General features: G+C 54.3%; 15 protein-coding genes and 2 tRNA genes. 9 read left to right on the forward strand and 8 right to left on the reverse strand.

The features are described from left to right. The first annotated feature begins 179 nt into the window (after window positions 1-179). The gene (locus tag ACJ8HH_RS13160; RefSeq protein WP_060451744.1) at window positions 180-1,427 is read left to right on the forward strand and encodes an ion channel protein; all 1,248 of its coding nucleotides are present in this window, start codon (window positions 180-182) and stop codon (window positions 1,425-1,427) included. On the opposite strand, the gene ACJ8HH_RS13165 is transcribed toward ACJ8HH_RS13160, so the two are convergent. Further along, complete coding sequence (locus tag ACJ8HH_RS13165) at window positions 1,424-2,116, reverse strand: aspartate/glutamate racemase family protein (RefSeq protein WP_033653701.1); 693 nt, start codon at window positions 2,114-2,116, stop codon at window positions 1,424-1,426. The two genes, ACJ8HH_RS13160 and ACJ8HH_RS13165, sit on opposite strands and share 4 nt — an antisense overlap. Window positions 2,117-2,183: 67 nt before the next feature. After that, complete coding sequence (locus ACJ8HH_RS13170) at window positions 2,184-2,636, reverse strand: multidrug/biocide efflux PACE transporter (RefSeq protein ID WP_060451745.1); 453 nt, start codon at window positions 2,634-2,636, stop codon at window positions 2,184-2,186. 99 nt (window positions 2,637-2,735) lie between these two features. Between ACJ8HH_RS13170 and ACJ8HH_RS13175 the strand changes: the two genes are divergently transcribed. Beyond that, window positions 2,736-3,605, forward strand: a complete 870-nt coding sequence (locus ACJ8HH_RS13175) for a LysR family transcriptional regulator (RefSeq protein ID WP_060451746.1) — start codon at window positions 2,736-2,738, stop codon at window positions 3,603-3,605. Here ACJ8HH_RS13175 and ACJ8HH_RS13180 read toward each other — a convergent pair. Beyond that, window positions 3,602-5,263 carry an alpha-keto acid decarboxylase family protein gene (locus ACJ8HH_RS13180; RefSeq protein ID WP_060426285.1) on the reverse strand — a complete coding sequence of 554 codons (1,662 nt, stop codon included), beginning with the start codon at window positions 5,261-5,263 and terminating at the stop codon, window positions 3,602-3,604. The two genes, ACJ8HH_RS13175 and ACJ8HH_RS13180, sit on opposite strands and share 4 nt — an antisense overlap. A gap of 189 nt (window positions 5,264-5,452) precedes the next feature. Here ACJ8HH_RS13180 and mgrA point away from each other — a divergent pair, with 189 nt between their 5' ends. After that, window positions 5,453-6,442, forward strand: a complete 990-nt coding sequence (mgrA, locus tag ACJ8HH_RS13185; RefSeq protein ID WP_041036146.1) for an L-glyceraldehyde 3-phosphate reductase — start codon at window positions 5,453-5,455, stop codon at window positions 6,440-6,442. Between the two features lie 224 nt (window positions 6,443-6,666). Further along, window positions 6,667-7,077, forward strand: a complete 411-nt coding sequence (locus ACJ8HH_RS13190; RefSeq protein WP_049195598.1) for a DUF2502 domain-containing protein — start codon at window positions 6,667-6,669, stop codon at window positions 7,075-7,077. A 41-nt stretch (window positions 7,078-7,118) separates the two neighbouring features. Here the strand turns inward: ACJ8HH_RS13190 and ACJ8HH_RS13195 are convergent, their stop codons facing one another. Beyond that, window positions 7,119-8,354 (reverse strand): Nramp family divalent metal transporter, encoded by a 1,236-nt coding sequence (locus ACJ8HH_RS13195; protein ID WP_043147789.1) that lies wholly within the window; start codon window positions 8,352-8,354, stop codon window positions 7,119-7,121. A gap of 377 nt (window positions 8,355-8,731) precedes the next feature. On the opposite strand from ACJ8HH_RS13195, the gene ACJ8HH_RS13200 reads away from it, so the two are divergent. Then, a complete protein-coding gene (locus ACJ8HH_RS13200) occupies window positions 8,732-9,919 on the forward strand; it encodes a NupC/NupG family nucleoside CNT transporter (RefSeq protein WP_004936373.1) in 1,188 nt (395 codons plus the stop codon). 294 nt (window positions 9,920-10,213) lie between these two features. Here ACJ8HH_RS13200 and ACJ8HH_RS13205 read toward each other — a convergent pair whose 3' ends face one another. Further along, window positions 10,214-11,278, reverse strand: coding sequence for an FAD-dependent oxidoreductase (locus ACJ8HH_RS13205; protein ID WP_043147790.1), 1,065 nt, complete (start codon window positions 11,276-11,278; stop codon window positions 10,214-10,216). A gap of 473 nt (window positions 11,279-11,751) precedes the next feature. On the opposite strand from ACJ8HH_RS13205, the gene ACJ8HH_RS13210 reads away from it, so the two are divergent. From ACJ8HH_RS13210 to ACJ8HH_RS13225, 4 genes are all read left to right on the forward strand, one after another. Further along, window positions 11,752-12,288, forward strand: a complete 537-nt coding sequence (locus ACJ8HH_RS13210; RefSeq protein WP_033648118.1) for a fimbrial protein — start codon at window positions 11,752-11,754, stop codon at window positions 12,286-12,288. Between the two features lie 69 nt (window positions 12,289-12,357). Beyond that, the gene (locus ACJ8HH_RS13215; protein ID WP_071883831.1) at window positions 12,358-13,038 is read left to right on the forward strand and encodes a fimbrial biogenesis chaperone; all 681 of its coding nucleotides are present in this window, start codon (window positions 12,358-12,360) and stop codon (window positions 13,036-13,038) included. Between the two features lie 21 nt (window positions 13,039-13,059). Then, window positions 13,060-15,528: a fimbria/pilus outer membrane usher protein gene (locus tag ACJ8HH_RS13220; protein WP_060451747.1), complete on the forward strand. Its 2,469-nt coding sequence runs from the start codon at window positions 13,060-13,062 to the stop codon at window positions 15,526-15,528. Window positions 15,529-15,574: 46 nt separating this feature from the next. Then, window positions 15,575-16,621, forward strand: a complete 1,047-nt coding sequence (locus tag ACJ8HH_RS13225; protein WP_060426115.1) for a fimbrial protein — start codon at window positions 15,575-15,577, stop codon at window positions 16,619-16,621. 161 nt (window positions 16,622-16,782) lie between these two features. On the opposite strand, the gene ACJ8HH_RS13230 is transcribed toward ACJ8HH_RS13225, so the two are convergent. From ACJ8HH_RS13230 to ACJ8HH_RS13240, 3 genes are all read right to left on the reverse strand, one after another. Next, window positions 16,783-16,858, reverse strand: a tRNA-Ala gene (locus ACJ8HH_RS13230). A gap of 60 nt (window positions 16,859-16,918) precedes the next feature. Then, window positions 16,919-16,994: transfer RNA gene (locus ACJ8HH_RS13235), tRNA-Ala, on the reverse strand. Window positions 16,995-17,163: 169 nt separating this feature from the next. Further along, window positions 17,164-17,517, reverse strand: coding sequence for a GNAT family N-acetyltransferase (locus ACJ8HH_RS13240; protein ID WP_197640977.1), 354 nt, complete (start codon window positions 17,515-17,517; stop codon window positions 17,164-17,166). Between the last annotated feature and the right edge of the window lie 145 nt (window positions 17,518-17,662).

Here is a 17,662-nt window from a genome sequence, read left to right on the forward strand (position 1 = left end):
CCGCGACGCCGCGCCTTGAAACAAATTGCGGCAAAAAACGCCCCCCGGCGACTGTTAACCGTCATCGCCGCCGGGCAATATCAATGCGTGCCTGCGCGCCGATAGTCTGGCAAGCTGTGACCACAGCCCAACCACCCGCTCTCCCTGCCCTGTAGGGAGGCATCGACAAGGGATTACCCATGCTGCATCCGCGCGCCAATGCCATGTTGGCCTTTGCTTTGCCTGCGCTGATTATCGGTTCCGCTTCCAGTCTGGTGCTGCTGCTGGTGATGAAAATCGCCGCCGCGCTGCAGCAATTACTGTGGGTGACGCTGCCCGATGCGCTGAGCCTGGATGCCCAGTCGCCCTGGTGGCCGGTCGCGATGCTGACGCTGACCGGCGTGGCGGTGGGCCTTATCGTGCGCTATATGCCGGGCCACGCAGGGCCGGATCCGGCGACGGAATCGCTGATCGGCATGCCGCTGCCGCTCTCCGCCCTGCCGGGGCTGGGGTTGGCGCTGATCGTCGGCCTGGCCGGCGGCGTCAGCCTGGGGCCGGAGAACCCGATCACCGCCATCAATATCGCGCTGGTAGCGGCCGCCGGTGCACGCCTGCTGCCGAAGGTGCCGCGCATGGACTGGATCATCCTGGCGGCCGCAGGCACCATCGGCGCGATGTTCGGCACGCCGGTCGCCGCCGCGCTGATCTTCTCGCAAACCCTGGCGGGCAATAACGAAACGCCGCTGTGGGATCGCCTGTTCGCCCCGCTGGTGGCCGCCGCCGCCGGCGCGGTCACCACCCAGATGTTCTTCGTGCCCAATTTCGCCCTGCAGCTCGACGCCTACGACGTGACGCGGCTGCCGGACATCTTCAGCGGCGCCATCGTGGCGCTGATCGCCATCGCGCTCGGCATGGTGGCGCTGTGGTGCTTCCCGCACGTTCACCGCCTGTTCCATTCGATGAAGAATCCGGTGTTGATGTTAGGGCTGGGGGGTTTTGTGCTGGGCCTGCTGGCGCTGGTGGGCGGAGAGATTACCCTGTTCAAAGGGCTGGATGAAATGAAGCGCCTCGCGCAAGACGACGGCTATTCGGTGCCGGCGCTGTTGGCCATTACCCTGACCAAGCTGGCGGCGCTGGTGATCGCCGCCGCCAGCGGCTTTCGCGGCGGGCGCATCTTCCCGGCGGTGTTCGTCGGCGTGGCGCTGGGACTGATGCTGCACCAGCACGTTCCCGCAGTGCCGGCGGCGATCACCGTCTCCTGCGCCATCATGGGGCTGGTGCTGGTGGTGACGCGCGACGGCTGGCTCAGCCTGTTCATGGCGGTGGCGGTGGTGCCGGATCTGCACCTGCTGCCGGTCTTGTGCATCGTGATGCTGCCCGCCTGGCTGGCGCTGGCGGGCAAACCGCTGATGCTGGTGAACCGCCGGCAACCGCCGCACGACGATTAGGCCAGCGCGAACGCCGCGGCAGCGCGGGCGTGGATCGCGGTGGTGTCGAACACCGGCACCGAGGCATCCTGCTCGCTCACCAACAACCCTATCTCGGTGCAGCCGAAAATAATCCCCTGCGCGCCCTGCTGCTCCAGATCGCTGATGATCCGGCGATACTCGTCGCGCGAGGCGTCGCGAATTTTACCGAGGCACAGTTCGTCATAGATGATGCGGTGTACGATGTCGCGATCGGCGCTGACCGGCGTCACCACCTCAATGCCGTGCAATTCCTGCAGGCGGCCACGGTAGAAGGTCTGCTCCATGGTAAAGCGCGTGCCCAGCAGCCCGACGCGGCGAATGTTTTTTTCCCGCACCTGCAGCGCCGTGGCGTCGGCGATGTGGATCAGCGGCAGGCCGCTGGCCTGCTCGACCGCCTCCGCCACCTTGTGCATGGTGTTGGTGCAGATCACGATGGCTTCGGCGCCGGCGGCGCGCAACGCCACCGCGGCGGCGGCCAGCAATCGGCCGGCGCCGTCCCAATCGCCCTGATGCTGCAATCGCTCGATCTCCTGAAAATCGACGCTGTAGAGCACGATTTTGGCCGAATGCAGCCCGCCGAGGCGCGCCTTTACCTGCTCGTTGATGGTGCGGTAATACGGAATGGTGGATTCCCAGCTCATGCCACCCAGCAAGCCCAACACTTTCATTTTTCTTTCCTCAGCCTGTTGCGACAATCCTCTGACCTTACCTGAGAATCGCCGGGCTGACGACGCCTTATTCAGCGCCGGAATTGATCGGCTGGCGCGCTTCGAACCAGCGCTGGCGCAGCGTGTCGTACAGCCAGTTATAGGCCATGGTGTACGGCAGGAAGAACAGGAAGAAACCGATCTCCAGCATAAAGGCCTGCAATACGGAAATATTCAGCAGCCAGGCGGCGATCGGCACGCCGATCAGGATAAAACCGGCTTCAAAGCCGACGGCGTGCAGCACACGCACCTTCAGGTTGCGGACGACCCGGCTGACCGGCCACAGACGGTCGAACACCGTGTTGTAAACCATATTCCAGACCATGGCGATGGTCGCCAAGGCCACCGCCAATGCGCCGATTTGCACCATCGAACGATTAAGCAGCCATGCCCCCAGCGGAGAAACGATCATCACGGCAATCACCTCGAAACCGACGGCGTGGACGATACGTTCAATGAGAGACTTGTTTTGCAGTTGCATACATCACCTTTTTTCCGACAGTTGTTGCGAAAGCCAGGTGATTATCATCGCTTTTTTGGGTAGATTAAAAATAGGTTCCATCGATAAAGTAGATAGTTTATGCACTATTCCCCGGAAGCGCTGCACGCGTTTGTCGAAGCCGCCGCCCTCGGCTCGTTTTCCGCCGCCGCGCGCAAGCTGCGCAAAAGCCAATCCACCATCAGCACCGCCATCGCCAATCTGGAGGCCGACCTGGCATTGACGCTGTTCGATCGCAGCGCGCGCCAGCCGGTGCTCACCGCCGCCGGCCGCAAAGTGCTGGGGCATGTGCAGGCGATCCTCGCCGCCAGCGAGCGGCTCGACGCCCTGAGCATTCAACTGGCGGGCGAGGTCGAACCGCGCCTGAGCATGGTGTTCTCCGATACCTATCAACCCAAGCATCACGATCAATTGATGCAACAATTCGAACTGCGTTACCCGGAGATTGAGCTGGAGTGGATGATCGCCGAAGATGGCGACGTTATCGATCTGCTGCAAAGCGGCCGCGCGCATTTGGGCATGGTGGAAGTGCAAAAAAGCTACCCGCCGGATATCGCCTTCTCTCGTTTGCCGGAACAAACCGACATGGGGCTGTTCGTCGCCCACCAGCATCCGCTGGCGCAGGCCGCCGCGCCGACGTCGGAGCAGTTGTCCAGCACCCGACAGCTGATCCTGAACACCTACACCGGCGCCGAAGCGGCCAGACAAGGCGGCCTGGTTTGGTCGGCGCCCAGCTATCTGCTGCTGCTGGAGATGGCGGAGCAGGGGTTCGGCTGGGCGGTATTGCCGCACTGGCTGGTGCAACAATACGGCCACAATATGCTGACCGAGCTGCGGCCGCGCGGCTGGCCGAAAATGATCTCGGTGGATGCGGTATGGTCAAAACTGACCCCGCCGGGCCCGGCGGGGTTCTGGGTGCTGAAGCGCCTGCTGGGCGATTCCCTGCCTTAAGCGGCGGCGTTGCGCGCCTGGATGGCGCGCGAAACGGTGTCGAGTAGCTCGGGAATGTCCATCTTCGGCAGCATCACTTCAATGAAGGCCAGCCGATCGCCGTCGGCTACCTCGCGCAGCGCCTGGCGCAAGCCGTCCGAATCGCTGACCCGCAGCGCCTTCACCGGCCGCTCGCCGGCCAGCGCAGGCGGCAACTGCGTCCAGTTCCAGCACGCGATGTCGTTATAACGTTGCTCCGGCCCGTGGATGGCGCGCTCGACGGTATATCCCTGATTATTCAGCACGAAGATCACCGGTTTAAGTCCGTCGCGCAACATCGAACCCAGCTCCTGCACGGTCAGCTGCGCGGCGCCGTCGCCAATCAGCAGCACTGCCCGGCGCTGCGGTTCGGCGGTCTGCACGCCAAACGTCGCCGGCAGGGTATAGCCGATCGATCCCCAGAGCGACTGCACGATCAACCGGCAGCCGCGCGGCAACGTCAGCGCCGCCGCACCAAAACAGGCGGTGCCCTGATCGGCCAGCACGATATCCCCGGGCCGCAGGAAATCCTGCATCTGCCGCCAGAAGGCGTGCTGATCCAGCCCTTCTCCATCGCCTTCCGGCAGCGCCGGGCGGACGATCGGCGGCAACGGCCAACGCGACGCCAGCGACAGGCTCAGGCGATGCAGCGCCCGCACCGCGTCGCGCATCGGAATGCGGCTAAAGCGCTGCCGCCCGACCCAGGCTTCGAACGGCTGAATGTCGATGCATTTTTCCACCGGCAGATGATGCGTGAAACCGGCGGTAATGGTGTCGGTCAAACGCACGCCGACGTTGATCACCACATCGGCGTTTTCGATAAGCTGTTTCACCGCCGGATCGCTGGCACCGCCGCAGTAGGTACCGACAAAACCGGCGCGGTTCTCATCCAGCACGCCTTTGCCGAGCAGCAGCGTAGCGTGCGGAATGTCGACCTCCTGCAGCCACTCGTCCAGCGCCGCTTCGGCACCGAAGCGATCGGCCAGGAAGTCCGCCAGCAGCGATACCCGCCGCGCCGACAGCAGCTTTTCGCGCGCCGCGGCGATAAACGCCTGCAATGCGCTGCTCGACAGTTTGGCCTGGCGCAGCATCAGCGGCGCCGGTTTACTCGGCAGCGGCGCCTGTGCGACGTCGCTGGGCAACATCAGGTAAACAGGGCGATGTTCCAGCAAGGCGACGCCGATCAGGCGGTCGATCTCCTCTGCTGCGTTGTCGGCGGTCAGGTCGGCCTGCGCGACGGTCACCTCTTTGGCTATGCGGGCGAAGTGGGTGAAGTCGCCATCCCCCAGCGAATGGTGCAGCAAATCACCGGCGCGCTGAGCGCGCTGCGCCGGCGTGCCGACCACGTGGATCACCGGCAGGTATTCGGCGTAGCTGCCGGCCACCCCGTTCAACGCGCTCAGCTCGCCGACGCCAAAGGTGGTGAGCAGCGCGGCCGCCGGTTTGCAGCGCGCATAGCCGTCGGCGGCGTAGGCGGCGTTCAGTTCGTTGGCGCAGCCTACCCAGGTGATTTGCGGATGGGCGAGGACGTGATCGAGGAATTGCAGGTTGTAATCCCCCGGCACGCCGAAGAAATGACGGATGCCGATTTGGGCCAGACGATCGAGCAGATAATCGGCCACCGTATAGGTCTGAGTCATGATCATCACCTGTCTGCAGCTGGAGCGATTACCTTTAAGTATCGAAGATGCTGTTCAAATTTCGAACAAGGATTCCTGCATCGATCGGCAACCTGGCGTTACATGCCGGCGCTGTGATCGCTCCCCCGGCAGCGCGGTGTGAAAGCGTATACACTCAAAGCACTTCACCTCTCGCCGACAAGGATAACTATGTCCTACCCCGCCTCCCCCTCACGTTATCAAGACATGGAATACCGGCGCTGCGGCCGCAGCGGGCTGAAGCTGCCCGCCGTCTCGCTCGGACTGTGGCACAATTTCGGCGACACCACGCTGTACGACAACGCCCGCGGCCTGATCCGCTGCGCCTTCGATCGCGGCATTACTCATTTCGATCTGGCCAATAACTACGGCCCGCCGCCCGGCGCCGCCGAGGAGAACTTTGGCCGCATACTCAACGCCGATCTGCGGGCCTGGCGCGATGAGCTGATCGTCTCATCCAAAGCCGGTTACACCATGTGGCCCGGCCCCTACGGTGATTGGGGCTCGAAAAAGTACCTGGTCGCCAGCCTCGATCAGAGCCTGAAGCGCATGGGGCTGGAGTATGTGGATATCTTTTATCATCATCGGCCGGATCCGGAGACGCCGCTGGAAGAAACCATGGCGGCGCTGGATTTGTTGGTGCGCCAGGGCAAAGCGCTGTATGTCGGCCTGTCCAACTACCCGGCCGAGCGCGCGCGGCAGGCATTCGACATTCTGCAAGGGCTCGGCACGCCGTGCGTGATCCACCAACCGAAGTATTCGATGTTGGAACGCGGGCCGGAGACGGCGCTGCTGGATACGCTGGCGGAGCATGGCGTCGGCTCGATCGCCTTCTCGCCGCTGGCGGGCGGCCTGCTGACCGACCGCTACCTGCACGGCGTTCCGCAAGATTCCCGCGCCGCCAGCGGCAGCCGCTTCCTGCAGCCGGAGCAGTTGACCGCCGAGCGGCTGGACAAGGTGCGCCGCCTCGATGCGCTGGCGCGGCAACGCGGGCAGAAGCTGTCGCAAATGGCGCTGGCCTGGGTGCTGCGCGGCGATCGCGTTACCTCGGTGCTGATCGGCGCCAGCAAGAATGCGCAGATAGAAGACGCGGTGGGCATGCTGGCCAATCGCCACTTCAGTGAAGAAGAACTCGCGCAGATCGAGAAAATCTTATTGTAATCGCTTACAAATTCCGCCGCTCAATCGAGCGGCGATACCCCAGAAAAATCTCAAATCTTGGCCTTCGTCGCCGTTTTCAGAGTGGCTCTCAGATTCAACCCCATGCGCCGGCGCTATGATGCCGATATTGCAGCAAAAATAACGATAAGGCCGCTTTTTTAAACTGATGAACGCGCTTCATAAAGTGACAAACGGCCAGGCCGCGCAAGCGGAAAGGAGAAGTCATGTTTAAACCTCTGCTCTTGGCCGCCATCTTGGCGGCGACGGTACTGCCCGCCGCACAGCAGGCGCACGCCGAAGGGATCAGCATCGATCTGATGCCGGGCGTTTCACTGCGCATCGGCGATCGGGACAATCGCGGCCGTTACTGGGACGGTTACGACTGGCGCGATCGCGACTGGTGGCAAGGCCATCAGGGGCGCTATCTCGGCGACCGCAGCCGCCGCGGTTACTACTGGGACGGCTATCGCTGGCGCGACCGCGACTACTGGCGCAAACACTATTACTATCATGAAGGACGCTATCGTAAATACGACAGGCATTACGATAAGCACCACTGGAAGAAAGAGAAAAAGCACCACCACGATCATGACCGCGATCGCTGGCGCCGCCACGGCGATGACGACCGCGATTAACGACGACGGGCCGGCGCAATGCCGGCCCACGCTATTTTCGCCTACAGTACGCTGCCGATCAGCAGGTAGCCGTTCAATCCCACCACCACCAGCACGATCAGCTTGCCCAGGTTTTGCACCACAGGGCCGTTGACCATCTCCCCCATCAGCGCCCGATTGCCGGTGAAAGCCAGCAGCGGCACCAGCGCCAGCGCAATGCCGAAGCTGAGCAGCACCTGGCTCAGCACCAGAATGCGCGTGGCGTCCATCCCCAGCATGATGACGATAAACGACGGCAGCATGGTCACCGCACGCCGCAGCCACAGCGGAATATGAAAATGCACAAACCCCTGCATCACCACCTGCCCCGCCAGCGTGCCCACCACGGTAGAGGAGAGGCCGGCGGCCACCAGGCTCAGGCCAAACACGGTGGCGGCGGCTTGCCCGAGCAGCGGTTGCAGCGTCAGGTAGGCCACGTCGAGATCGGCGATGCCGCTGTGGCCGCTGAAATGAAACGCGGCGGCGGCGGTGGCCATCATCGCCAGGTTGACAAAACCGGCAATGGTCATGGCCACGGCGACGTCGACTTTGGTGGCGGCATAGCGCTCCGCCTTGTCGTGCTCGCCGCCGATTTGGGTGAGCGACGAATGCAGGTAGATTACGTGCGGCATGATGGTGGCACCCAATACCCCGGCGGCCAGAAATACCGCATCGCCGTTGGGCAGATCGGGCAGCGCCATGCCCTTCAGCAGTGGCGCAAGCTGCGGCTGGGAGAACGCCAGCTCGACGATGTAAGCGGCGGCGACGAACAGCAGCAGGCCGCCAATCACCCGTTCCAGCGGCTTTTGCCCGCGCTTTTGCAGCATCAGAATTAAAAAGGTGGCGATGCCGGTCAGCACCGCGCCCTGCAGCAGGGAAACGCCGAGCAGCAGCTTGAAGCCGATCGCCGCGCCGATAAACTCGGCCAGATCGGTCGCCATGGCGATGATCTCCGCCTGCACCCAATAGGCCCACACCGCCGGCCGCGGAAAGCGATCGCGAATGTGCTCGGCCAGATTTTTCCCGGTGGCGATGCCCAGCTTGGCGGACAACAGCTGGATCAGCATCGCCATCACGTTGGCCCAAACCACCACCCACAGCAGGCTGTAGCCGAACGAGGCGCCGGCCTGGATGTTGGTGGCGAAGTTACCGGGATCGATATAGCCGATAGCGGCGATGAAGGCAGGCCCCATCAGCGAGAGTTTGATTTTTCTGGCGGAGCGACCGGAGGTGGTTTCAACCACGCGACTGTTCAGCATATGTTGAACCCTTACTGAAATTACGTTTATCTCCACTCTATATAAATGATAATAATTATCAAGCGCATTTAGAGCGGTAAAACTTATCTCTGTAATAGCCAACATTAACGGTTTTATCGAAGGGTTCAGCGCGGAGCTTGCCGATTTCCGTGCTTTTCTGATGGGATTTTGGCTGCAATACCCCTGAAAGACAGGTTAGCACAAGAATACGAATTTCCTATTGCCGATTTAACGTCTTGATTTTTTATGCTTTTGCGCAACACTTTAGGAGAACTCCCGCTATGATTTTCCATATTTGCAATAGAAGTCTCGTTTTTAAACGTAGCGTTACATAAAATGACAGCCGAAATTCAGCCTGCCTCAAATTTGGAGCAAACATGTCCCATATTGCGCACTTTGCGTTGGCGATAGTGGTGGTGGCGATCCTGGCCCTGTTGGTGTGCCGCGATCGCAAAAGCATCCGCATTCGCTATGTTATTCAATTACTGGTTATCGAAGTACTGCTGGCCTACTTTTTCCTGCATTCGGAAGCGGGTTTGGGCTTCGTAAAAGGATTCGCCGCGCTGTTTGACAAACTGCTCGGGTTTGCGGGACAAGGGACTGATTTCGTATTCGGCGGCATGGGCGACAAAGGCCTGGCATTCTTCTTCCTGAAGGTGCTGTGCCCGATCGTCTTCATTTCGGCGCTGATCGGTATTCTGCAGTACATCAAGGTGCTGCCGTTCATCATCCGCATTATCGGTACCGTGCTGTCGAAAGTGAACGGCATGGGCAAGCTGGAGTCATTCAACGCCGTCAGTTCGCTGATCCTCGGCCAATCCGAAAACTTCATCGCCTACAAGGATATCCTGGGCAAGATGTCGGAAAAGCGCATGTACACCATGGCGGCGACCGCGATGTCTACGGTGTCCATGTCCATCGTCGGCGCCTACATGACCATGCTGGACGCCAAGTTCGTGGTGGCGGCGCTGGTATTGAACATGTTCAGCACCTTTATCGTGCTGTCGCTGGTCAACCCGTACGACACCAATAAAGAAGAAGAGCTGCACCTCGGCAACCTGCACGAAGGCCAGAGCTTCTTCGAAATGCTGGGTGAATATATCCTGGCCGGCTTCAAAGTAGCGATTATCGTTGCCGCGATGCTGATCGGCTTCATCGCCCTGATCGCCGCGCTCAACGGTGTGTTCAGCGCCATCTTCGGCCTGAGCTTCCAGGAAATCCTCGGCTACTTCTTCTATCCGTTCGCCTGGATCATGGGCATTCCTAAGCACGAAGCCCTGCAGGTTGGCAGCATCATGGCCACCAAGCTGGTTTCCAACGAGTTCGTGGCAATGATGGAGCTGCAGAAAGTGTCTGCCGAACTGTCGCCACGCAGCCTGGGGATCCTGTCGGTGTTCCTGGTGTCCTTCGCCAACTTCTCTTCCATCGGTATCGTGGCCGGTGCGATCAAGGGCCTGAACGAACATCAGGGCAACGTGGTGTCGCGCTTTGGCCTGAAGCTGGTGTACGGCTCTACGCTGGTCAGCATCCTGTCCGCTTCGATCGCAGGCCTGGTGCTGGGCTAAGCCTCGAACTCACTGCGATAACAAGGCGCCTGCGGGCGCCTTTTTTGTTATTTGCCGCGCCTCTCACCTGTGCGCTGGGAAGAAATAAATCTCAGCGCCTGTTGGCATGGCAAGTCATAAAGTCTTACTTGCAGTTTGTATAAAAAGAAAACACGCTAAAAACGAATACCTTAGTTTTTAGGGCGTACTTTCCACTATATCGGTAACATTGAACGCACGTTATTGTGATGGAGAATGTTCACTAGCGGCTAATGATAAGATGCATCCTTACTCTGAACCGACTTTAAAAAAAAGTTAGCTGCTCGAATCCGTTAAAAACGCTGTGATTTCCTCAGAAATAATTGGCGACGCATTATAGTAAGAATCAACACTTTCCACGACCACGATCTTCTTGTTATCTTCACTTGCAGTCCAACATGGAACCACCGCCAAAGTCCCTTCCACATAGGAAAAGGAAGAGATAATGGTAAACAACGAATCCGAAATGATATCTAACTTTCGGCGATCGATGTAGGCACCGATATCCAAGCTTCGCGTCAAAAACTCCGCAGACTGAGGGACATGAATATCTCCTCCTACTCTGACGATCTTGCCATCAACAGAAGGGACAATCCACAGATTGAACTCCCTTTCTGTAATCATCATAGGCGAAAGCAGATTTCCCACAGAGTGGGAAAGATAATAATCTCTAAATACCCGGTTAACGGCAGGACACACCTCGGAAGGTGAATCTATCTCATTGATATTATAGCCATTTGCAAACTTTATTACCGTGTCGTACATGCGTTTATTTTCATCAAAAAAAATCACGCCACTCTCGATACTGTTTAAGTCCCCAATATTTTTGTTTCTAAAGACATTGACACAGGTAAAGAAAGCCAGCTCATCCTGAAAGTAGGAAAAAATTTCTGCCGTATTTAGCAAAATGGAATCATAACTCACAAAAACAGATTTGTTTTTACAGTTAAGGAAAGAGGGAAAATTGATGGATTCATCATCTCCGCCGTTTTTCACTTCATAGGGTAGATCATGCTGTTCATAGAGTCTCGCGAGGTGAGGTATTTCAGATCTTTCGACGATGCGAACCATCTTTTCTTTTCTGCCGAACTCACCGCTGGAGGAAAGAATGAACTTTTCCCACATCCATTGCGACTGAGTACATAAACGGCTGAGGCGTTGGTTATTTTCATGAATGCGTCGCCACAGACAATGATTTCCAAATGAAGTTTTGAAGTCGTCATAATCTCTGTCATCAAGGAAGAAATCGACGGAAATTCCTTTTCTGGCGCAAGCCAGTGCTGTCATCGCCGCAGTTACCCCACCGCCACCCACAATTGCGATATTTTTATTTTTTTTCATGGATAACCTCATCCAGCCGTAATGAAATAATGACAATAGTTTCTTCAAGAAAACAGCACCAATGTCAATAGATACCAACAACCAACATTAATTAGCACATTAACTATTTCGCGATTAATCAGAGGATAAAACTATTAACATCGCTAAAATTTGATATAAATTCACACCACTACAGCATAAAAAACTATTTATATAGAATTATATACCAAAAACACAGACATAGCCGCACTTAACGACTGACAATTTTTTTTTCATGTAGACTGAATTTCATTAACAAACAGCACACGAAATGCGCGGCACAGCCAGCACAAAACACCATTTAAAAAACTAAAATCAGTTTTTTAAAGAAATCTAACATGGAAATAATGGTATCAATCACCAGAAAAGGGGGGTATTTAACATCTATTTACACATGATGACGCAAGAATAGAAAACGTATAATTTACATACAGTTATAACACAAGGATATTTATATGAATAAGTACATGCTGAACTCATTGCTGCTTGTCGGTGTTCCTTTGGCGATGACCACCATTACCAAGGCTGCCGCGGCGGACGGCACCATTAATTTCACCGGCAATGTCACCGATCAAACCTGCACCGTAGTCGCCGGTAGCGCCAACCAAACCATTCCGATGGGCAACATCAGCGCCAAAGCATTTAAAAGTGCTGGCGATACCGCCCTGCCGACAAAGTTCAGTATTGCTTTAACCAGCTGCCCTGAAACGGTGACAAAAGCGTCGGTAAAATTCGACGGGACATATGCACAAGGCAACTCGACATTGTTGTCACTCAATTCAGAAAGCGGTGTGGCAACGGGTCTTGGCGTAGCCCTCTATGAGGCTGATGGCACCACGCAAATTCCTATGGCTTCGTTTTCTAATGCGCAGAGCGTGCAGAAAGACATCAACAACGTCTTTACCTATGTCGCCAAATATATGGCGACATCGGATAAGGTCACAGTCGGGCCGGCTAATGCCACGACACAATTTAGCATTTCATATAACTGATAAAAATAGCCTGTCAGGTCAGCAAATATAGCTGGCCTGACGACAAAAAACATCAAGGACGCCATAATAATGAAGCTAAGTAAATATTCTTTGCTGGCAATACTCTTTTTTTCATGCGGCGCATCGGCAAGCGTGACGCTAGCCGGTACACGTATCGTTTATGAAGAAGATAAAAAAGAGGCAAACATTTCCGTCACCAACCAGGATCACAATAGCCCGGTGCTTATTCAAACTTGGGTAGAAAGTTTCTCGCCTGAAGATAAAAAAGAGGCTCCATTTGTTGTCACTCCGCCATTATTTAGACTGGAACCAGAACAGGATAATATTATCAGAGTCATTTATTCTGGAGGAAATCTGCCACAACATAAGGAATCGATATATTGGCTGAGCGTAAGATCAATACCCTCAACCAAGAAATCAAAAGAAAACAAGTTGCTCATTACCGTACAAAATAAAATAAAGCTATTTTATCGCCCTAAAACCCTATCAAGAGATGAAGCCATAGATGCCTACAAAAAAATTCATTTCTCATTGAAAGGAAAGACCTTAGAGGCAAAAAATCCGTCACCGTTTTACGTCTCCTTTTACTCAGTAAGCATTGATGGAAAAGAGGTAAAGGAGGTCGATATGATCGCGCCACAAAGCACGAAAAAATGGCTATTGCCACAGGAAACTCATGGTAAAGAAATAAAATGGCAAGCCATCAATGACTATGGGGGAGTGACCCGTGCGATAAGCGCACCATTATAGTATTTGCCAGGGGATGCGAAAATGACGATGAATAACAAGGCCACCAATAAAACATCGGTGCTGTTTTTTTGTGTTCTATCTTCACCTGCGGTTTTAGCTGAAGACTACTTTGAACCCTCAGCACTGAACAGAGATTACCAGACCATAACTGACTTATCCCACTTTAATAATTCGCGCAGTCAATTGCCTGGTGAGTATTGGGTTGATATCTATTTGAACAATGTGTTTTTCGCTAATAAAAAAGTGTCTTTCTATTATGTGGATGGTACTTTGCAGCCCCGAATCTATCGCAGCGCTCTGGTTAACCTCGGTGTTCGCATGGACAAACTGGAAATAAACAATGACACCGACCTTGCCTCAACGCCTATCAGCAAGATTATTCCCGGCAGTCAGGCCAAGTTTGATTTTAATCGACAACGATTGGATTTAAATATCCCGCAGGCTTATATCGAAAATCTTCCTAGAGACTGGGTTAACCCCGCACTTTGGGATGATGGCATTCGCGCATTTTTAATGGATTACAATTTTAGTGGTACCGAGTCATGGAAAACGAAAAATAAAAAAGATAATGGAAATCAATATTTAAACTTGCACAGTGGTTTTAACTATGATGCCTGGCGCTTCAGAAACTACTCTACCTATTCAAACCAAAGCAGTACTAAATGGAAAGGTATCAACACCTATGCCGAGCGCAGCTTTCGGGACAGCAAAAACACGCTGACCATTGGCGATAGTTCAACATCGGGCGACGTTTTTGACAGTTTTCAATTTCGCGGTCTGAAATTAGCAAGCGATCCCAGCATGTGGCCCGACAGCCAGAGAGGGTTTGCCCCAACGGTTAGAGGTATAGCGCAAAGCAATGCTGAGGTCACTATAAAACAAAATGGCTATATCATTTATCAAACACATGTACCAGCGGGGAATTTTGAAATAACGGATATCTACCCCACCACCTCCAGCGGTGGGCTGCATGTGATCATCAAAGAAACCGATGGCTCAGAAAGGAGTTTCTTCCAGCCTTTTTCCTCTGTCCCCATCATGCTCAGGGAGAACATGAAAAGAAATGAATTCACAATGGGGGAATATCGCTCTGCGCGAAGCGCTAACCAAAAGTATAAGTTTCTACAGGCATCGACGATTTATGGCATTAAAGATGATAAAACACTCTATGGTGGCGCCATTATTTCTGAAAAGCACCAGGGAATTTCTGCCGGCATTGGCAGCAGCCTGGGACATTTCGGCTCCGTCTCTGCCGATGTCACTCACACCAAAAGCCGATTAGCCACAGGGCAGGATCGTAAAGGACAACAATACCGTATCCAGTACGCAAAAAATATTGAAAAAACGGGTACCAACTTTACGCTGGCCGGCTATCAATACTCGACGTCCGGCTACTTAAGTTTCTCGCAGCTCAGTGATATTAATGCCAACATTGAAAGAAACTGGCTGGCGCGCGGCGTGAAAAGAAGCCGGCTGGTTCTCAATATTAATCAGCCTATCCGGGATTTCGGCAGTCTATACATCAATGGTTACCAAGAAAACTATTGGCACAACGGTGCCGTTGAACGAAATTTTCTCATGGGATTTTCCACGAACCAATCTGGAGTGAGTTACAATATTGGATTGGGCTACAACAGCGGCCGCTATACGGACAAACCCGACAAGATCGCCACGCTTAACGTTCAGATTCCGCTAAGCAAAGGGCAATCAAACAACTGGATGAACTATACCTCGAGCAAGAGCAGCAAAGGCAAACTCAATCAGCAATTAGGACTAAGCGGCACCGCACTGGAAAATAACCAGCTCAGTTATAACGTCTCTGCAGCTCAAAGCGGTACCCGTGACGGCTATTCTGGCAACAGTTCGGCTTATTATCGCAGTAGATATGGTGAAATAGGCGCCGGATACAGCTTTGATAAAGATGTGCAGCGAATAAACTACAGTTTGCGAGGCGGCGCCGTGGTTCATCGCAACGGCATTACATTATCCCAATCGCTGGGTGACACAATCGCTTTAGTCGAGGTGCCAAATGCAGGCAACGTTGAAATCATCAACAGTACCGGTGTCACCACAGATTGGCGAGGCTATGCCGTGGTGCCTTATATCAACAGTTATCATAAGAATAGAATTAACTTAAATCCGCAGTCCTTTGATGATTCAGTAGAAATAGAGAACAACAGCCAAACCGTTATCCCGACGAAAGGCGCCATTGTTGTCGCCAACTTTGCATCTCACATAGGAAACCGAATTATTTTCAAAGTACATCATCGTGGGACGGAGATTCCTTTCGGCGCAGTTGCCACATTGCGCAGCGACCCAGGGAAATCAGGTATCGTCGGCAACAATAACGCTGTCTATATGAGCGGCATGCCAGACGCTGGAACAATAACATTGCGTTGGGGAGCGGGAGGAAGCTGCCAAGGAAATTACAGCATAGAGCCTAACGATTCTGCCTCAAGAGTTAAGCAGATTAGCTTGCAATGTGAATAAATAAACAGGCCATATCACCATCAATGGTCATATTAAATTTTAAAACATGATTATCAGTAATAAGCAGATGGGTAAATCATGTGCAAGAGAAAAACCGCCAAAGGACATCAGCATGACTATATCAAGGCTATTAACAGCCACACATATCGCCAAAGCGGTCAGCATTCTGGCGCTATTATTTTCCTTTTCAGCCAAGGCAGACGGTGATTGCCGCGCAATATGGCACCACCCGCTACGGATCGTACAATCCAGCATTACCGTCCCGGCCAGCGCCAAAATAGGCGATCTTATCGGCCAGGGAGAATCTAACTTCTCAGTAAAACTGTTGGAAAATAACACAGGATTCTCCTTGGGTGAACGAGGCGATTTAGTGATGCAACCCTTTACCGAGATGAGTGCGACAAACTTCTGGTACAATGGGATCAAAGTTTATCAAACCAGTTGGCCGGGCGTTGGCATGGCCATGTCGCTCAATAACAAACCGGGCCTTATCGAGTTTTATGGTCCCCGCGAGACGCCTATCGGTTACATTCTAAACGCTAACTTTAAATATTATCTGATAAAGATCGGTGATATACAGCCAGGCACCATACCCTCGTTCGCGCCTTTCTTTTTCAACTATGCCTGTTTAAGAGCCTCAAATGCCAGGAGATTGGGCCACATTTATTATCCTACCGTCAATATTGCCGTAGAGGGCTGCCGTCTGAACACGCCGTCTAAACAGGTTTTTTTAGATAAAATTAATCGCCGAGCATTTTCCGGGCCAGGCAGCGTAGCGGGAAAAACGCCCTTCAGCATCGCTCTGGAGTGCAATGCCAACACAAAAATTGATTTGGAAATACGCGGGGAAATGGCTAATGGCCATCGACAGGTCTTAGCGATTACGCCATCGAAAGAGGCTGCCACCGGCGTCGGCCTACAGATTCTGAGCAACGGCGTTCCCTTTGAACTGGGTTCCGCAGCCAACGTATTAAGCGAGACATTGGTAGGGATAAATGAAATCCCACTCAGCGTACAATATTACCAAACGGAAGAAAAAATCAGGCCGGGCGAAGTCAATGCAGTGGCTCAATTCACCGTGTCATATCGCTAGTTTTATTCTTGTTCTAACACGCCGGCGCAAGACCCGGCTGGAATACTGGCATTCCCTCTCGATGAGATCGGGAGGCCTATTTCCGCACAAAAGCAAGAGGCCTATGGTCATAGAGATGGTTAAAAGCAAAAAGCCGACCCTGAGGTCGGCTTTTTAAATGGTGGTGGAGCTAGACGGGATCGAACCGTCGACCTCTTGCATGCCATGCAAGCGCTCTCCCAGCTGAGCTATAGCCCCACAAAAGTGGTACGCTTTGACCGGCGTTACGGTATTCCCCAACCTCTCTGAGAAGAAGGTTGGTGGAGCTAGACGGGATCGAACCGTCGACCTCTTGCATGCCATGCAAGCGCTCTCCCAGCTGAGCTATAGCCCCGTTCCACAATCACTTTGTGCTGTGAACGGGGCGCATAATATGAAACCCGCTCTAAGCTGTCAACGGCTAAATTGAATTACTGAATCAAGCGTTGAAAAAGCCGCCAAATCAGCGCGTTTGCTACGAAATATTGCTCGTTTCGGGCAAAAATGCAGCGCCTGCGCCAACTCTACTTAACCAGGTACATGCCTTCGCTGGCCGGGCGGCTGAGCTTGAAGCCAAACTTTTCATACAGCGACGGCACGTCGGCCATCAGGGTGATATAAGCACCCTGCGGTGCGGCCCGTTCCAGATAGCCCATAATATGGCTCATGATCTGGCGCCCCAATCCTTTCCCCTGGTGTTCGGGATCGACCGCCACATCAACAATCTCGAAATTCAGCCCGCCATCCCCCACCACACGCCCCATGCCGACCACCAGCCCCGACAACGTGATTTGCACGCCGTACAGGCTGTTGGGCAACGCACGTTCGGCGCCCGCACGCGGCCGCGCCGACAGGCCGGCAACCTGCCGCAGCCGCATAAAATCGTCCACCGGCGCCACTTGCTGTTTCACGCTATACAAGATGCCTCCTTAATATTTATCACCGTTTGCTTTCGCCCATTGAGTGTAGGCGGAAAAAAAGCCCCGGGATCGCTCCACGGGGCTTTTCTTTAAGGCGTATCAG

This window comes from Serratia sp. CY32780 (assembly GCF_052169135.1).
In the GTDB taxonomy this organism is placed as follows: Bacteria; Pseudomonadota; Gammaproteobacteria; order Enterobacterales; family Enterobacteriaceae; genus Serratia; species Serratia sarumanii.